At 64.5% G+C, this 16574-nt stretch carries 15 protein-coding genes and 1 pseudogene; 10 read left to right on the top strand and 6 right to left on the bottom strand.

Features of this window, described 5'->3' with window-relative positions; all coding sequences use genetic code 11:
- The first annotated feature begins 351 nt into the window (after positions 1 to 351).
- From aliA to WCY17_RS13735, 8 genes are all read left to right on the top strand, one after another.
- Entirely contained in the window at positions 352 to 2016 is a 1665-nt protein-coding gene (gene aliA, locus WCY17_RS13770; RefSeq protein ID WP_372702761.1) for a cyclohexanecarboxylate-CoA ligase, read from the top strand.
- Positions 2013 to 3050: a zinc-binding dehydrogenase gene (locus WCY17_RS13765; RefSeq protein WP_372702760.1), complete on the top strand. Its 1038-nt coding sequence runs from the start codon at positions 2013 to 2015 to the stop codon at positions 3048 to 3050. Before aliA ends, WCY17_RS13765 begins: the two co-directional genes overlap by 4 nt.
- A gap of 16 nt (positions 3051 to 3066) precedes the next feature.
- Complete coding sequence (locus WCY17_RS13760; protein WP_372702759.1) at positions 3067 to 3510, top strand: MaoC family dehydratase N-terminal domain-containing protein; 444 nt, start codon at positions 3067 to 3069, stop codon at positions 3508 to 3510.
- 36 nt (positions 3511 to 3546) lie between these two features.
- A complete protein-coding gene (locus WCY17_RS13755) occupies positions 3547 to 3990 on the top strand; it encodes a MaoC/PaaZ C-terminal domain-containing protein (RefSeq protein ID WP_372702758.1) in 444 nt (147 codons plus the stop codon).
- A gap of 79 nt (positions 3991 to 4069) precedes the next feature.
- A complete protein-coding gene (locus WCY17_RS13750; RefSeq protein WP_372702757.1) occupies positions 4070 to 6061 on the top strand; it encodes an AMP-binding protein in 1992 nt (663 codons plus the stop codon).
- Between the two features lie 156 nt (positions 6062 to 6217).
- Entirely contained in the window at positions 6218 to 7426 is a 1209-nt protein-coding gene (locus WCY17_RS13745) for an ABC transporter substrate-binding protein (RefSeq protein ID WP_372702756.1), read from the top strand.
- A gap of 99 nt (positions 7427 to 7525) precedes the next feature.
- Positions 7526 to 8308: an SDR family oxidoreductase gene (locus WCY17_RS13740; RefSeq protein WP_372702755.1), complete on the top strand. Its 783-nt coding sequence runs from the start codon at positions 7526 to 7528 to the stop codon at positions 8306 to 8308.
- Between the two features lie 28 nt (positions 8309 to 8336).
- A complete protein-coding gene (locus WCY17_RS13735; protein WP_372702754.1) occupies positions 8337 to 9167 on the top strand; it encodes a class I SAM-dependent methyltransferase in 831 nt (276 codons plus the stop codon).
- A 105-nt stretch (positions 9168 to 9272) separates the two neighbouring features.
- Here the strand turns inward: WCY17_RS13735 and WCY17_RS13730 are convergent, their stop codons facing one another.
- From WCY17_RS13730 to WCY17_RS13715, 4 genes are all read right to left on the bottom strand, one after another.
- Positions 9273 to 10031 (bottom strand): SDR family NAD(P)-dependent oxidoreductase, encoded by a 759-nt coding sequence (locus WCY17_RS13730; protein WP_372702753.1) that lies wholly within the window; start codon positions 10029 to 10031, stop codon positions 9273 to 9275.
- 62 nt (positions 10032 to 10093) lie between these two features.
- Positions 10094 to 10735: a DNA-3-methyladenine glycosylase gene (locus WCY17_RS13725; protein ID WP_372702752.1), complete on the bottom strand. Its 642-nt coding sequence runs from the start codon at positions 10733 to 10735 to the stop codon at positions 10094 to 10096.
- A 2-nt stretch (positions 10736 to 10737) separates the two neighbouring features.
- On the bottom strand, positions 10738 to 11331 hold the full coding sequence (locus WCY17_RS13720) for an undecaprenyl-diphosphatase (protein WP_372702751.1): 594 nt from the start codon (positions 11329 to 11331) through the stop codon (positions 10738 to 10740).
- Between the two features lie 45 nt (positions 11332 to 11376).
- Positions 11377 to 11991: an FmdE family protein gene (locus WCY17_RS13715; RefSeq protein ID WP_372702750.1), complete on the bottom strand. Its 615-nt coding sequence runs from the start codon at positions 11989 to 11991 to the stop codon at positions 11377 to 11379.
- Between the two features lie 325 nt (positions 11992 to 12316).
- Between WCY17_RS13715 and acnA the strand changes: the two genes are divergently transcribed.
- Positions 12317 to 14989: an aconitate hydratase AcnA gene (gene acnA / locus WCY17_RS13710; protein ID WP_372702749.1), complete on the top strand. Its 2673-nt coding sequence runs from the start codon at positions 12317 to 12319 to the stop codon at positions 14987 to 14989.
- Positions 14990 to 15087: 98 nt separating this feature from the next.
- Here acnA and WCY17_RS13705 read toward each other — a convergent pair whose 3' ends face one another.
- Positions 15088 to 15924, bottom strand: a complete 837-nt coding sequence (locus tag WCY17_RS13705; protein WP_372702748.1) for an aldo/keto reductase — start codon at positions 15922 to 15924, stop codon at positions 15088 to 15090.
- Between the two features lie 254 nt (positions 15925 to 16178).
- Positions 16179 to 16457 (bottom strand): annotated as a pseudogene (gene tnpA / locus WCY17_RS13700) (IS200/IS605 family transposase); the annotation flags it as partial.
- 14 nt (positions 16458 to 16471) lie between these two features.
- On the opposite strand from tnpA, the gene WCY17_RS13695 reads away from it, so the two are divergent.
- On the top strand, positions 16472 to 16574 hold a 103-nt coding region (locus WCY17_RS13695; protein ID WP_372702762.1), incomplete at its 3' end, for a helix-turn-helix domain-containing protein.

The raw sequence follows: 16574 nt of genomic DNA, 5'->3' as shown, positions 1-16574 counted from the left end.
CTTCGACAAGCTAGGCCTTCCCAGACTCTCATAACCTCAACTTCTCGAACCGCCCGGTGCGGACCCGCATGCCGGGTGGTGTGGCAGGGGTGCAGTTCATAAGAACTGCCCCCTATGCCGATTCCGAAGCGGCGATCCTGCACAGTAACGCTTGGCTTGGTTATGCAGCATATTGACACAAACCAATGTGAATTCAGAAAAACTGCCCTCATTCGAGCCAGAGCCCTGATCCGTAAACCCTAGGGAAAACCATGAATCTGCAGGACTTATGTAGTTTGGATACTTGCACTTGTTCTTTTTATATATGACAATAACTTGCTGTATTTGGCCTTACTCACCCAGGAGGGCGGCATGGAATTCGATCCCGTACTATTACCCCCACGGCGTGAGCGCATGTACGGGCTGGCCCTATGGCACGAACGCACCATCAATGACGATCTGGATGCCTGCGCGGCCCGCGATCCCGAAAAACTTGCCCTGAGCGCGTTACGCGTCGAAACGGGTGAAATCACGCGCTTCACCTATGCCGAACTTGCGCGCATGGCCGATCGCATGGCGGTGGGGCTGGCGCGCCTGGGAGTGGGCAAGAATGACGTGGTGGCATGCCAGTTGCCGAACTGGTGGCAGTTCACCCTGGCCTACCTTGCCTGCTCGCGGATCGGCGCCGTCATGAATCCGCTCATGCACATCTTCCGGGAACGCGAACTGTCCTTCATGCTGCATCATGGCGAGGCGAAGGTCCTCATCGTGCCCAAGGTCTTCCGCGGCTTCGACTTCGAGCAGATGGCAGCCGGCCTGCAACCCACCCTGCCGCATCTCGAACACGTGGTGGTCATCGAGGGGCAGGGGGCCAACAGCTTCGAGGCCTTGCTGAGCGAACCCGAATGGGAGACTGCGCCCGATGCTGCGGCCATCCTCACGCGCAGCCGCCCCACGCCCGATGACATCACGCAGTTGATCTATACGTCGGGTACCACGGGCGAGCCCAAGGGGGTGATGCATACGGCCAATACGCTGATGGCGAACGTCATTCCCTATCAGCAGCGCCTGCACCTGAACCAACACGATGTCATCCTGATGGCCTCGCCCATGGCCCACCAGACCGGCTTCATGTTCGGTCTGATGATGCCGGTCATGCTGCGAGCGAGCGCGGTGCTGCAGGACATCTGGCAGCCCGCGAAGGCACTCGAGCTGATTCGTGCCGAGCGGGTGACATTCACCATGGCCTCGACGCCGTTCCTCACCGATCTGTCCCGCGCCGTGGCCGAGGATATCCAGGCCGGTGCGGCGGGCGTGCCCACACTGCGCACTTTCGTATGCGCCGGGGCGCCCATTCCGGGGCCGCTGGTCGAGCAGGCCCGCACGGCACTGGGATCCAAGGTCATATCGGCATGGGGGATGACCGAGAATGGAGCGGTGACAACCACGCGGCCGGAAGACGATGATGAGCGCTCGGTGAACACGGATGGCCTGCCGCTGCCGGGGGTCGAGGTCCGCATTCTCGATGATGACGGCCGCGAAATGGCGGTGGGTGAGTCGGGCAAGCTGTTCCTGCGCGCGTGCTCGAATTTCTGCGGCTACCTGAAGCGGCCCCAGCTGAATGCGACGGATGCCGAAGACTGGTTCGATACGGGCGATACGGCGCGCATCGACGAGCATGGCTATATCCGCATCACGGGCCGCAGCAAGGATGTGATCATCCGTGGCGGCGAAAACGTTCCGGTGGTCGAGATCGAATCGCTGCTGTATCGGCATCCGGCCATCGCGTTGGTGGCCATCGTCGCCGTACCCGACGAGCGCCTGGGCGAACGCGGGTGTGCGGTTGTCGTGCCGAAGCCAGGCGCGCACATCGATCTGCCGATGATCGTCGACTTTCTGAAGGCGCAGAAAGTCGCCATGCAATATATTCCCGAGCACCTCGTCATCCGCGACGCCATGCCCACTACGCCCTCGGGGAAGATCCAGAAATTCAGGTTGCGTGAAGCATTGCACGATTTTCCAGAGGTACAGACATGAAAGCCGCATTCATTACGGGCCATGGCGGTAATGAAGTCGTCAGGATCCAGGACTGTACTTTGCCCCCCAGGGCGCCCGGCGAGGTTCTCGTGCGGGTGCATGCCGCCACGCTCAATCAGGTGGATCTGTACATGCGCAACAGCGGTGCCGGCATCACGCACCAGCTGCCGCAGATCATGGGTCTGGACGCCGCGGGGATCATCGACGAGGTCGATGCCTGCGACCCCATCCTCCAGCCCGGCCAGGAGGTCGTGATTCATCCGGGGATATCCTGCGGGCGCTGCGAATACTGCCAGCGTGGCCAGACCGTGCTGTGCACCCGCATCCAGTTCCTTGGCGAGCATCGCGATGGTACCTTTGCCCAGTGGATTCATGTACCGGCCACGCAGGTCTTCCCCAAGCCGGCCCATCTGGGCTGGGCCGAGGCGGCTGCCCTGGGGGTCAATCACCTGACGGCCTGGCGCATGCTGTTCTCGAAGGCGCGCCTGCAGCCCTGGGAAACCGTGCTCGTTTTCGGCATCGGCGGTGGTGTGTCGCTGGCGGCCCTGCAACTGGCCAAGGCGATCGGCGCGCGTGTCATCGTCACGTCACGCGATGACGCCAAGCTCGAACGGGCCGGGTCGCTGGGGGCCGACCATGTCGTCAACAGCCGCAGTGGCCACGTGGTGCGCGAGGTCATGGCCTTTACGGGCGGGCGCGGCGCAGACGTGGTGTTCGAGAATGTGGGTGAAGCCGTCTGGCCGCTGGCCATGAAGTCCCTGGCGCGTGGCGGGCGGCTGGTCACCTGCGGCGCCACCTCGGGCGATCAGCCCGGGGCCGATCTGCGCCGCATCTTCGTGCGCCAGCTGCAGATTTTCGGCTCCAGTCTGGGCACGCTCGCCGAATTCAACGATTTGCTCGGTTTTGTGACACGCTCGGGCCTGCGCCCGGTCATCGATCGTGAATACCCGCTGGATGCATTGCACGCCGCACTCGATCAGCTTGAATCGGGGGCCCAGTTCGGCAAGCTGGCGCTGCGCATCGACGGGCATTGAAGGGGCGGACGCCAGCATGATAGACACGCGATGGATTGGCCATGAGCTTGCGCCCTCGGTGCTGCCGATCGAGCGGACCCGCTTGCGGTTCTTTGCCAAGGCGACCGGGCAGACGGATCCGATCTACCTCGAGCGGGCCGCGGCACGCGCAGCCGGCCACGCCGATATACCCGCCCCGCCCACGTTCCTGTTTGCGGCTGATTACGACTCGGGCGCCTTCTATCGGCTGTTCAGCGACATGGGGGTACCCCTGGCCAATCTTCTGCATGCCGAACAGGGGTTCACCTATCATCGGTTGGTATACGTGGGGGATACCGTCACGGTGCGCACGCGCGTTGCGGACATCTACAGCAAGAAGGGCGGGGCGCTGGAATTCATCTGCCTGGCTTCGCGGGTGACCGGCCCGCATGACGACCAGCTCGTTGCCGAACTGCACACCGTGCTGGTATGGCGGCATTGAAGACGCGGATCGCCGGCAGTGAACAAGGACGACATCATGGGTAGAACGCCGACATACGATACCGTGCAGGTGGGGGATGCGTTGCCAGTGCTGCGACTGCCACCCACGGATCGCACCACATTGGCGCTCTTTGCCGGTGCATCAGGCGATCACAACCCGATTCATCTCGATATCGACTTTGCTCGCCGTGCCGGGCTGCCCGATGTGTTTGCCCAGGGCATGCTGGGCATGGCGTGGCTGGCGCGGCTGCTGACCGATTGGGTACCGCAGTCGCAATTGCTGGAATTCAGGGTGCGGTTCCTGGCGGTCAACCACGTCGGTGACGCCATTGCGTGTGCCGCGAGCGTCATCGACAAATTCGAACAGAATGGCAGGCCTTGCGTACGGCTCGAAGTGCGGGCGCTGGACCAGGAGGGTGAGTGCAAGATCGCGGGCGCGGCACTGGTCGCGCTGGCGCCCATGCAGGCCGAAGAAGCATGAGGCACAGCGGCGTCCACGGCGCGGGCGCAGGCACGGCGCCACCGCCATCGTTTTTCCGGCAGGAGGCAGAAGGAACATCATGCATGCACATGTGGATCATCATCCCGGGGTTGTCTGGCGCCCCGATGCGGCCACGCTCGAGGCTGCAAATCTGACGCGCTTCATGCGTGCGCTGGGGGTGGAGAGTTTCGAGTCACTCAATCAGCGCGCCGATGCGGATCCGGCCTGGTTCAACAACGGCCTGATCCGTTTTCTCGACTACCGTTTCGAGCGTCCATATGAGCAGGTGCTCGACGTGAGCGATGGCCTGCCCTTCGCACGCTGGTGCACAGGCGGACGTACCAATGTGGTGCTCAATTGTCTTGACCGGTGGCGCGGCACGGATCGCTGGCACCAGCCTGCACTGATCTGGGAAAGCGAAGAGGGCGCCACGGCCGAGTGGCGGTTTGCCGATCTCGACCGCGAGACCTGCCGTCTGGCCTGGGGCCTGCGTGGCCTGGGTCTGGGGCGTGGCGACGTGATCGGCATGTACCTGCCCAATCTGCCACAGGCGGCCGTGGCCATGCTGGCCGCGGCGAAGATCGGTGCCATCGTGTTGCCCATGTTTTCCGGGTTCGGGGCCGATGCCGTGGCCCAGCGTCTGAATGATGGCCGGGCCAAGGCCGTGATCACGGTAGATGGCTCGTTGCGTCGTGGCCAGCCGGTGGGTGCCAAGGCAGTGATCGATGAGGCCCTCGAGCACTGTGCCGGTGTGCGGCACGTCATCGTGTTGCGACATTTGAGCACCGCCCATGGCTGGCGGGCCGGCCGTGACCATTGGTGGGACGCGCTCTGCGCCGGGGCACCGGTCGGGGTCGACGCCGTGCCGACCGAGGCGATGCCGGCCGATGACCCGTTCCTGCTGGTGTTCACGTCGGGCACCAGCGGCAAGCCCAAGGGCGTGGTGCACACGCATTGCGGCTTTCCGGTCAAGACGGCGCTCGATCTGGGCCTGTGCATGGACCTGAAAGCCGAAGACCGGTTCCTGTGGATGTCGGACATGGGCTGGCTGGTGGGGCCCATGCTGGTCTTCGGCGGCTTGCTGGTGGGCGCCACGGTGGTGCTGGCCGAGGGGGCGCCCAATTACCCGCAGCCTGATCGCCTGTGGCGGCTGGTCGAGCGGCACCGGGTCAGCTACCTCGGGCTGGCACCCACGATTGCGCGCCTGTCCATGTCCCTGCCGCAGGATGAACTCGCGCAACGGGATCTGTCCTGCCTGCGGGTCATGGTTTCCACGGGTGAACCCTGGACGCTCGACGCCTGGTCATGGGCTTTCGAACAGATTGGCCGGCGGCGGGTGCCGCTGCTGAATTTTTCGGGTGGCACCGAAATGGGCGGCATCCTTACCGGCACGGTGATTCATCCCCTGAAGCCCTGTGCGTTCGCCGGACCCGTGCCGGGCACGGGGGCCGACGTGGTGGATGCGGATGGCATATCGGTGGGCCCCGGGCTCACCGGCGAACTGGTACTGCGTTCGCCCTGCATCGGGCTCACGCGCGGTCTGTGGCACGATCGCGAGCGTTACCTGCAGAGCTACTGGTCACGCTGGCCGAATGTCTGGGCGCATGGTGATTTTGCCAGCCGTGATGCCGATGGCATGTGGTATGTGCATGGCCGCTCGGACGACACGCTGAAAATCGCGGGCAAGCGGGTGGGGCCATCCGAGATCGAGGCCCTTCTGATCGACACCGGGCTGGTCGGGGATGCCGCAGTGGTGGGGGTGCCGGATGCCATCAAGGGCACGGCGGTGATGTGCGTGTGCGTGCCCGGGCCGGGCATCGATCAGGCGGCTGCCGTGGCCACGCTGTCGCAGGCCGTGGCGGCGGGCCTGGGCAAGGCGTTCCGGCCTGCTGGCGTGGTCTTCGTCGACGACCTGCCGCGCACGCGCAACATGAAGGTCATGCGGCGCGTGGTGCGTGCCGCTTTGCTGGGCCAGGACACCGGTGATCTCAGCACGCTGGTCAATCCCGGCGCCGTGCAGGCGATCGCGACCGCTGCGCAGGGCACGGGCATGCGGGCTCACACCCCCTGAAACGTCAGTGCAAGCACATGGGAGGTACTCAAGGGAGAAACGTTTTGTATCAATATCGCATTCATCCGGAGGTGCGGCGCGCGTGACTGCGGCAGCCGTGCGTTCGGATATGAACCTACACCATTGATGAATTCAGACAAACATGATGGAGACATTATGAAATTCAATCCATGCAAAATATCCGCCGTGCTGGGCCTGGCCGGTGCGCTTTCGTTTGCCGCACTGCCGGGGCAGGCGGCAGAGGACAAGGTGGTCATCGGCCATCTGACCGACATGAGCAGTTCGTATGCGGCCCTGGACGGCCGGGATGGCGCAATGGCCATCCAGATGGCCATCGATGATTTCGGCGGTACCCTCAATGGCAAACCCATCGTGCTGCTCAGCGAGGATCATCAGAACAAGGCTGACATTGCCGCCACCCGGGCACGCCAATGGATGGACACCGAAGGCCTGGACCTGCTGATTGCGGGCACCAATTCGGCCGCCGGGCTGGCCATGGGCAAGATCGCCGAAGACAAGAAGCGCCTGATGATCGCCAATGGGCCGGGCACTTCGGCGCTCACCAACGAGCAGTGTTCGCCCTACACGATTCACTACGCCTGGGACACGGTTGCGCTCGCCAAGGGCACCGCCAACGCACTCATCAAGCAAGGTTTCAAGGACTGGTATTTCCTTGCGGCCGACTATGCATTTGGCGAGGCACTGGTCAATGATGCCAAAAAGGTGATCGAGGCCAATGGCGGCAAGGTGGTCGGTACCGTCAAGCATCCCCTGGGGGCGCTGGACTTCTCGTCCTTCCTGCTGCAGGCGCAGAGTTCCGGCGCCGAGATCCTGGGGATCGCCAATGGCGGTGCCGACATGATCAATGCACTGAAAATGGCGCGTGAATTCGGCATCGACCGGTCCATGAAGGTGGCCAGCCTGATGCTGTTCCTGATCGACGTGCACAGCATGGGGCTCGAAGAGGCGCAAGGCCTGTTGTTCACGACCAGCTGGGACTGGAGCGTGAGCGATGAGGCGCGCGAATTCGGCCGTCGTTTCTACGAGAAGGCCCAGCGCATGCCGACCGATATCCAGGCCGCCAACTATTCGGCCACGATGCAATGGCTGAAGGCCGCGCAGGAACTGGGCACGACCGATGCCGATCAGATCCGCGAGTGGTTCCGCAAGACCCCGCTCAAGGATTTCTACGGCGAGGGGTATGTGCGCGATGATGGCCGTTATGTGCACAACATGTACCTGGTGCAGGTGAAGTCGCCCAGTGAGTCCAAGGAGCCGTGGGACTACGTATCGACCGTGGCGGTCATGCCCGGTGAAGAAGTCTTCACGACCAAGGAAGAATCCCGCTGCAAACTCTGGAAATAAGCCGCTGGAAGACGTTTTGCGGTACGCTTTCGGACAGGCTGGCAGGCGATTCCACAGGGGCGCCTGCCAGCCTGTGGCAGGGCTTATCAGGAGGAGATCATGGATTTGCAACTTGCAGGCCGGCAGGTGCTCGTGACCGGCGCATCACAGGGTATTGGTGCGGGCATTGCCGAAGCCTTTGCGCGTGAAGGGGCCTCCCTGACGCTGGTGGCTCGCTCCGAGGGCAAGCTGCAGGCGCTGGCGCAGGATCTCGAGCAGCGTTTCGGCATACCGGTCAGGCACCTGGCCGAAGACCTGACCACACCGGGCGCCATCGAGCGGGTGGTGGCGCAGGCACCGGATACGGACATCCTGGTCAACAATGCCGGTGTCATCCCGGGCGGCGATCTGTTCGAGGTCGATGCGCGGCGCTGGCGCGCGGGCTGGGAACTGAAAGTCTTCGGCTATATCGACATGACGCGGGCCTTCTATGCACTGATGCGTGAGCGGGGGGGCGGAGTCATCATCAACAATATCGGCAGTGGTGGCGAGAATTTCGATTTCGACTACGTCGCCGGCTGCACGGGCAATGCGGCCCTGATGGCGTTTACCCGATCCGTGGGCGGGCGCGGCCTGAAAGACGGCGTGCGCGTGCTGGGGGTCAACCCGGGGCCGGTCGCGACCGAGCGCATCGAGCGCATTCTGCGCGGGCGTGCCGCCAAGCACCTGGGGGATGCCGAGCGGGCTGCAGAACTGGCGGCCGGCATGCCGCTGGGCCGGGCGGCCTCGGTGGCCGAGGTGGCCGATCTGATCGTCTTCCTGGCCTCGGATCGCTCGGCGTATACTGCCGGCACCATCGTCACGGTGGATGGCGGCGCGGCTTCGGCCGGGTCCATCATCTGAAGTACGGATTTCACACACGGGGCACGTCATGGGCGGGCAGCAGGGCAACGGCAACGTCATGGGCGGCCGCTATACACACGGTTATCACAGTTCGGTGCTGCGCTCGCACAGCAATCGCACGGTCGAGAACTCGGCCGCCTATCTGGCGGCGGCGCTGCAGCCCGGGGTGAAGCTGCTGGATGTGGGCTCGGGGGCGGGCACCATCACGGCCGACATGGCAGCCCGCGTGGCGCCAGGGCGGGTGGTTGCACTCGAACTCACCGAAGAGTCCTGCGCCCTCACGCAGGCCGAAGTCGCGCGTCACGGCCTGGGCAATGTGCACTGCGTGGTGGGTGACGTGCATGCACTCGATTTCCCCGATGGCCACTTCGACATCGTCCACGCCCATCAGGTGCTGCAGCACGTCGGCGACCCCGTCCAGGCCCTGCGCGAAATGAAGCGCGTGTGCAGGCCTGGCGGCCTCGTCGCGGCCCGCGATGCCGATTATGCGGGATTCATCTGGTACCCGTTACTGGGCGAACTCGACGAATGGCTGGGCTGGTACCAGCGCGCCGCGCGGGCCAATGGCGGTGAGCCCAACGCCGGCCGTTTCCTGCTGCACTGGGCGCAACGGGCGGGTTTCGGGCAGATCGAGTGCAGTTCCAGCACGTGGTGTCTGGCCACCCCCGAAGCACGCGGCTGGTGGGGCGGCATGTGGGCCGACCGCATCCTGCATTCCAGGATCGGCGCCCAGCTGCTCGAGCAGAACTGGGCCACCCAGGCCGACCTGCAGCGCATCTCGGATGCCTGGCGCCGCTGGATGGCCGCCGAAGATGGCTGGATGTCCATCGTGCACGGCGAGATCCTGTGCCGGGCTTGAGGTGGTGCCGGGCCTGAAGCGGTACCGGGCGTGGCGCCGGCCCGATGGCGGTGCGCCCTGTATAGGCCGGGCCGTGGCGCCACGGTGCCGGCCGGGTGATGGCCGCTACATCATGGTGGCCGTCATTCCGCCGTCGACCGTGATCACCTGGCCGCTGATGAAGCCCGATTCACGTGCCGCCAGATAGACGGCCGTGGAGGCCACGTCCTGTGCCGTGCCCCAGCCCACAGAGGGTGAACGGCTGTTCAGCCATTGATTGAATTCGGCATCATCGACCAGGGCCTGGGTGAACTCGGTCTTGATGTAGCCCGGGGCGATGGCATTGACGGTGATGCCGTGGCAGGCCAGTTCTGCCGTCCATTGCCGCACCAGGCCATGCAGGGCCGACTTGGCGGCGGTATAGGCCGTGATTTCGCGCTTGCCGCGCAGACCCGTGATGGACCCCGTGAAGATGATGCGGCCGTATTCGCGGGCCATCATGTGGCTTGCCAGGTGCCGCCCCAGGGCCCATTGGGCGGTCAGGTTGGCGAACAGGATGCGCTCGAATTCATGCTGCGGAAATGAGAGCAGCGGTTCGCGATGTTGCAGTGCGGCATTGGCGAACAGGATATCGATGGTGCCCACCTGCGTCAGGATCTGGTCGACCGCCGCGAGGGTGGCTGGTACGTCTTCGATGTCGAAGACCAGCGGCAGGGCCCGGCACCCTTCGGACTGCAGTGCGGCCACGGCCTGCGCCACGGTATCGGGGTTGCGGCCGTTGATGATCACCTGGGCACCCTGCCGGGCCAGCGCCCGGACTGTTTCATGGCCGATGCCACGGGAAGACCCTGTGACGAGCGCGGTGTGTCCTTCGAGATTGAACATGGATCTGTTCCGGGATGGTTGGCGGGGCGTGCTGCCGGCCATCGGTACCACGCTGGCGGTGCTCAGACCGGCAGCGCTTCCTTGTGGCGCAACGCCCCATAATAGCGCCAGAACAGCAATGCGGCCACCGAGCGCCAGGGTGCCCAGCCCAGAGCGATCCGGCCCAGTTCAGCCACGGCAGGCGCCGAGCCCAGGCCCAGCGCATCGGCCACCCCCTTGCGCAGGGCCAGATCACCAGCTGGAAAGACATCCGGATGGCCGGCGCAGAACATGAGATAGATCTCGGCCGTCCATGGGCCGATGCCTTTGTAGCGCACCAGAGACTGCAGGGCCTGATCGGCCGGCTGGCGGGCAATGGCCGCCAGATCCAGTTCGCCGGCCTGCAGCGCCCGGGCCACGGTCTGGATCGTTTCGAATTTGCTGCGCGACAACCCCACCCCTGCCAGGCCGGCCTCGCCAAGGTCCAGGAACGCCTGCGGGCTGCTGGCGGCCTGGCGGGCCTTGAAGCGCTGCCAGATGGCATCCGCGCTGGCCACCGAGAGCTGCTGCCCGCAGATGACACGGGCCAGCCCCTCGAACCCCGGGGGATGCATGCGTGGCTGCAGGGGCCCGGCGACCTGGCTGACGGCGACCAGACGCGGGTCGTGTGCGAGCAATTGTTCGAGATGCTGATCGATGATGTGCTGCTGGTGGATGTCGTGCATGGCTATTTGCGTGCCCAGCCGGCCCGGATCGGCCAGGCGAAGACCAGGTGGTAGACGGGCTCCATCATGCGCCGCAGGCCGGGGATGAAGCGCTGGTGCAGGGGCCAGGTCAGCCCGGCGCACAGCAGGCCCAGCAGCGCGGCCCCGGCCATGTCGAACGGGAAGTGCAACCCCATCCAGATGCGTGCCCAGGCCACGCACAGACCGAGCGCGGCCAGCCAGGCGGCCGCCCGGCGCCGCGCGGGGTGTAGCGCCATGCCCGCGCACAGGGCCCAGATGAAGCTCAGGTGGTTGCTGGGAAACGACGCCGTCGGCTTGTGGGGTAGATGCTGTTCGCCCAGGCCGATCATGAATGGACGTGGGTGAAACCAGGCCTGACCGATCAGCCAGGACAGCAGCATGGCCAGACAGGCGGCCAGGACCCCCTGCAGCAGGGCTTCACGCCCCGCCGCCGAGCCCCGCAGCCAGCTGATCACCACATACAGGGGGAACAGCCAGACCAGGCCATTGGCCAGGATGCGGCCCAACAGCAACAGGCCCGGGCCCGGTTGCTGGGCATTGACCCATAGAAACAGGGTGTGATTGAAGGCGTCCATGAGCGGATTTTAGCCGTTCGTGGACGCCGGAGCCCGGCAGAAGGTTCAGGCGGCCTGCAGCGGGCTGACCGTGACCAGGCCGGCCTGTGCCGGCGCCGTGAGTATGCGGCGTACCCGATCCTGCCACAGGGCCCCGAATTGCCGGCCTTCCTCTTCAGTGGCTTGCCCCGAGAGCATTTTCTGCAGCAGCGGCATGGCCTCGGGTGAACCGGGGATGGCCTGCGCGCTGAAGGACACGGCCACCGCTGCGCCCGTATCACGCCGGGTGAAGGTGATCTCGCCCGGGATGTCGGCATTGAAATGCATCAGGTGGCGCCGGTCGTGACGCCCGGCCAGGCCCTTGAAGCCCGTGTCGGTGGTGGCGCCGGTCACCAGGCCCACCACGTTGGCGATCACGCCGGTGACGCCGCGGGTGGCCTCATCGGCAAAACGGACGTCGATCTCGCCGCGTTCGGGTGTGCCGTCGGGATACAGGGCCTGCAGGGCCTGCAGGGTCATCAGCCAGGCGCCGGCCACGGTGGGGCATGAGTGACCGGCCAGGCGCACCACGTCTTCGTAACCATATTCAATGGTGCCGTCGTCCGATGCCCCGAGCAACCGCGCCAGGCCGTCGTGAACGGTGATGCGCGGCACTTCGGCGAAGAAAGCAGGGAATGCCATGAGGGAGCCTCTTGCGAACCAAGTGAATGAAAATGGAAGTAAATGAGAATGATTTCCCTAGTGTAGGACCACCAGCGTCACGAAATCGAGGGTCGAACCCGGGGCAATCACCCGCCAGGACGATCAATGTCAAGATCAGGTGGCAATAGATCTGAATCGCCCGACGGGGGGCCGCGTGGACAGCCTTCCGGATGAACGGTGCGCCAGGGGGTTCGTCAGATTGCCAGATTGTATGGCTTGTCAGATTCACGCAAGCATTGCGTAGTAACATGGGCCCATCCGACTTCATTCCCCGCAGGGCAAAAAATCTTCAGGAGGACACGCGATGGCTCATCCCAACAGTTTCGGTGCTCAGGCAACGCTCGATGTGGGGGGCACGCCCTACCGCATCTGGAAGCTCGACGCACTCAAGGCCCAGGGGCTGGATCCAACCCGCCTGCCATACGGCCTCAAGATCCTGCTCGAAAACCTGCTGCGCACCGAAGATGGGCATTCGGTGCGCGCCGACGACATCCGTGCACTGGCCAGCTGGGATCCCGCCGCAGAGCCCGACCGTGAAATCGCGTTCACGCCGGCACGGGTCATCCTGCAAGACTTCACCGGTGTTCCGGCGCTGGTCGACCTGGCCGCGATGCGCGATGCGATGCAGACCCTGGGGGGCGACGCCGCGCGCATCAACCCGCTGGTGCCCGTCGAGCTGGTCATCGACCACTCGGTGATCGTGGATGACTTCGGCCACAACGCATCATTCAAGCGCAACCAGGAAATCGAATACCGGCGCAACCTCGAACGCTACAAGTTCCTGCGCTGGGGGCAGACCGGGTTCGACAACTTCCGGGTGGTGCCACCAGACACCGGCATCGTGCACCAGGTCAACCTCGAGCATCTGGCGCGTGGCGTGTTCACGCGTCAGGTCGATGGCGTGACCGAAGCCTATCCCGATACCTGCGTCGGTACCGACTCGCATACCCCCATGGTCAATGGCCTGGGCGTGGTGGCCTGGGGGGTGGGCGGCATCGAGGCCGAGGCGGCCATGCTGGGCCAGCCGATTTCGATGCTGATCCCGCGCGTGGTGGGGTTCAAGCTGCACGGCTCGCTGCCCGAAGGCACCACCGCCACCGACCTGGTGCTGACCATCACCGAGCAGCTGCGCAAGCACGGGGTGGTGGGCAAGTTCGTCGAATTCTACGGGCCGGGCGTGGCCGCTGTGCCGCTGGCCAACCGGGCCACCATCGGCAACATGAGCCCCGAGTACGGCTCCACCATCTCCATCTTCCCGATCGACGACGAAACCCTCAATTACCTGCGCTTCACGGGCCGCTCCGATGAGCAGGTCGCATTGGTCGAAACCTATGCCAAGGCCCAGGGCCTGTGGCACGATCCAGATCACGAACCGCACTATTCCGAGCGCCTCGAACTCGATCTGGGCACCGTCGAACCCTCGATTGCCGGCCCGAAACGCCCCCAGGATCGCATCGCCCTGTCCAACGCCAAACCGGCGCTGGCCACCTCGCTGGCGGCATTGCCGGGTTCACCCACATCCAATCCGGCCACGGCCACGGTCAACGGGCACACCTTCCAGATCGATCACGGTGCCGTGGTGATTGCCGCGATCACGTCCTGCACGAATACGTCCAACCCGGCGGTCATGATTGCCGCCGGCCTGTTGGCCAGGAACGCGGTCAAGCGCGGCCTGAGCACCAAGCCCTGGGTCAAGACCAGCCTGGCTCCGGGCTCGCGCGTGGTCACCGACTACTATGAAAAGGCCGGCCTGAACACCTATATGGACCAGCTCGGCTTCAATCTGGTGGGTTATGGCTGCACCACCTGCATCGGCAATTCCGGGCCCCTCATCCCCGAGGTCTCGGCGGCGGTGGCGGCCAACAACCTGGCGGTGGCTTCGGTACTGTCGGGCAACCGCAACTTCGAGGGGCGCATCCACTCCGAGGTCAAGCTCAACTACCTGATGTCACCGCCGCTGGTGGTGGCCTATGCCCTGGCCGGCAGCATGGACCACGATCTCTACACCGAGCCGCTGGGCCAGGATCACAACGGCCAGGATGTCTACATGCGCGACATCTGGCCGTCGGCCGAAGAAATCCAGTCGGTGATCCGCTCGTGCATCTCGGCCGACATGTTCAAGCGCGGCTACTCGAACGTCTTCGATGGCGGCGCCATCTGGAATGATCTCGAGACGCCCCAGGGCAGCATATTCCACTGGGATGACTCATCGACCTACGTGCGCAACCCGCCTTATTTCGAGGGCATGCCGCGCGAACCCGAAGCCGTGGGCAACATCACGGGTGCGCGGGTGCTGGCGCTGCTGGGGGATTCGGTCACCACCGACCACATCAGCCCGGCGGGCTCCATCGCCAAGGGCTCCCCGGCGGCCCAGTATCTGCAGGCCCACGGGGTCGAGCCCAAAGACTTCAACTCGTACGGCTCGCGGCGCGGCAACCACGAAGTCATGATCCGCGGCACGTTTGCCAACGTGCGCCTGCGCAACCAGATCGCACCGGGTACCGAAGGGGGCTACACGCGCGACTTCACCCAGGCCGGCGCACCGGTGGCCACCATCTTCGATGCCTCGCAGAACTACCAGAAGGCCGGCGTTCCGCTGGTGATTCTGGCCGGCAAGGAATACGGCTCGGGTTCTTCGCGCGACTGGGCGGCCAAGGGCACGATCCTGCTGGGCGTGAAAGCTGTGATCGCCGAGTCGTTCGAGCGCATCCATCGCTCCAACCTGATCGGCATGGGCGTGCTGCCGCTGCAGTTTCCTGCAGGGCAGAATGCCGCCAGCCTGGGCCTGGCTGGCGAAGAAACCTTCGAGATCACCGGCATCGAAGCCTTCAATGACGGCGGCAGCCCCAAGACCGTGCATGTCAAGGCGGGCGGGGTCGAATTCGATGCCCTGGTGCGCATCGACACCCCCACCGAGGCGGCCTATTACCGCCATGGCGGCATCCTGCAGTACGCCTTGCGCCAGCTGCTGGCCTGAAACGGGGCGTTGTGGGTCGGGTCCCGGCGATTGCGGCGGGCCCATGGCAGACTGGCGGGGCCGCTGGCCCCGCCAGTCATTTCCGGCGGGGTGCGGGCCTACATCAGGTGAAAGCGCACCGGGTCCGGGCCCGTACGGCCATCGGGCTTGTCCAGGCTGGCGATGCGCGCCATCGCGGCATCGTCCAGATGCAGATTCCAGATGTTGAAGTTTTCGCGGATGCGCTGGGCGTTGGCCGATTTGGGGATCACCAGGTGGCCAGACCGCAAGTGCCAGGCCAGGATCACCTGGGCTGGTGTGGCCTGCAACTGGTGGGCCAGATCCAGAATGACGGGTTCCTGGAACAGGGTGCCACGCCCCAGCGGGCTCCAGGCCTGGGTCAGGATGTCATGGCTGGCGTGAAATTCGCGCAGGGCATGCTGCTGAAAATGCGGATGCAGTTCGATCTGGTTGACCACGGGCAATACGCCGGTCTGGTCGAGCAGTTCCTGCAGATGGTCGAGCTCGAAATTGCAGACGCCAATGGATTTGGCCAGGCCTTCGTCGCGCAGCTGGATCAGGGCCTGCCAGGTTTCCAGATAGCGATTCTCTTTGGGGACGGGCCAGTGGATCAGGTAGAGATCCACGAAATCCAGCTGCAGGCGTTCCAGGCTTTCGGCCAGAGCGGCCTTGGGTGCGTCGTGGCCATGCTGGTTGTTCCAGACCTTGGTGGTGATGAACAGGTCTTCACGAGGAATGCCGCTGCGGGCCACGGCCGTGCCGACGTCGGCCTCGTTGCCATAGCTGGCAGCCGTGTCTATGAGCCGATAACCGGTTTCGAGTGCAGTCAGCAAAGCCGGCACGGCCACCTCACCAGTCAGCTGCCAGGTGCCAAACCCGAGCTGGGGAATGCGGCGGCCATCGTGAAAGGCCAGCGAGACTTTTTTTGTGCTCATGAGGTTCTCCGGTACACCCCCGCGCCGGGGGTTGAAGGCTGTCGCCAGACAGCGTACAGAAGCCCGTGCCAGGACGGGCGAATGTTCCAGTGTACTCAATCGCTGTTGCGGCTCGGGTGTGCGGGGGGCAATTCTGCCCCGGATGTGCGATGATGGACGGTCTTGTCGGTTCAAGGTCCTGACCCGGTGCGCGGCAAGCCTCAGCCTTCAGGCTGGGAACGATAGCGCGAACGCCGTAGGCGTTCTTTGGGCGGTCAGTGTGGTGTCTGCTGTTGTTCGATGTACTGGCGGATGATTTCGATGGGCGCACCGCCACAGCTACCGGCGAAGCAGGACGGCGACCAGAGTGCGCCGTTCCACAGATTCTCGCGGATGCTCGGGTGGTTCTGCTTACGGATCATGCGGCTGGACACGCCTTTGAGGCTGTTCACCAGCGTCGAGACGGCCACCTTGGGCGGGTAGTTCACCAGCAGGTGGACGTGATCGTCCTCGCCGTCGAACTCCACCAGTTCTGCCTCGAAGTCGGCGCAGACTTATAATTCCGACCATGCAACGCCTCCAAGCCTTCAAATACGAACTGGTGCCAACTGGCGAACAGCAGCGCAACATGCGCCGCTTCGCCGGGTCGTGCCGCTTCGTCTTCAACAAGG

It is taken from the genome of Castellaniella sp. (assembly GCF_041677825.1).
Lineage (GTDB): Bacteria > Pseudomonadota > Gammaproteobacteria > Burkholderiales > Burkholderiaceae_B > Castellaniella.
Note: the sequence above shows the minus strand (reverse complement) of the source record. Positions and strands in the feature narration are given on the sequence as shown.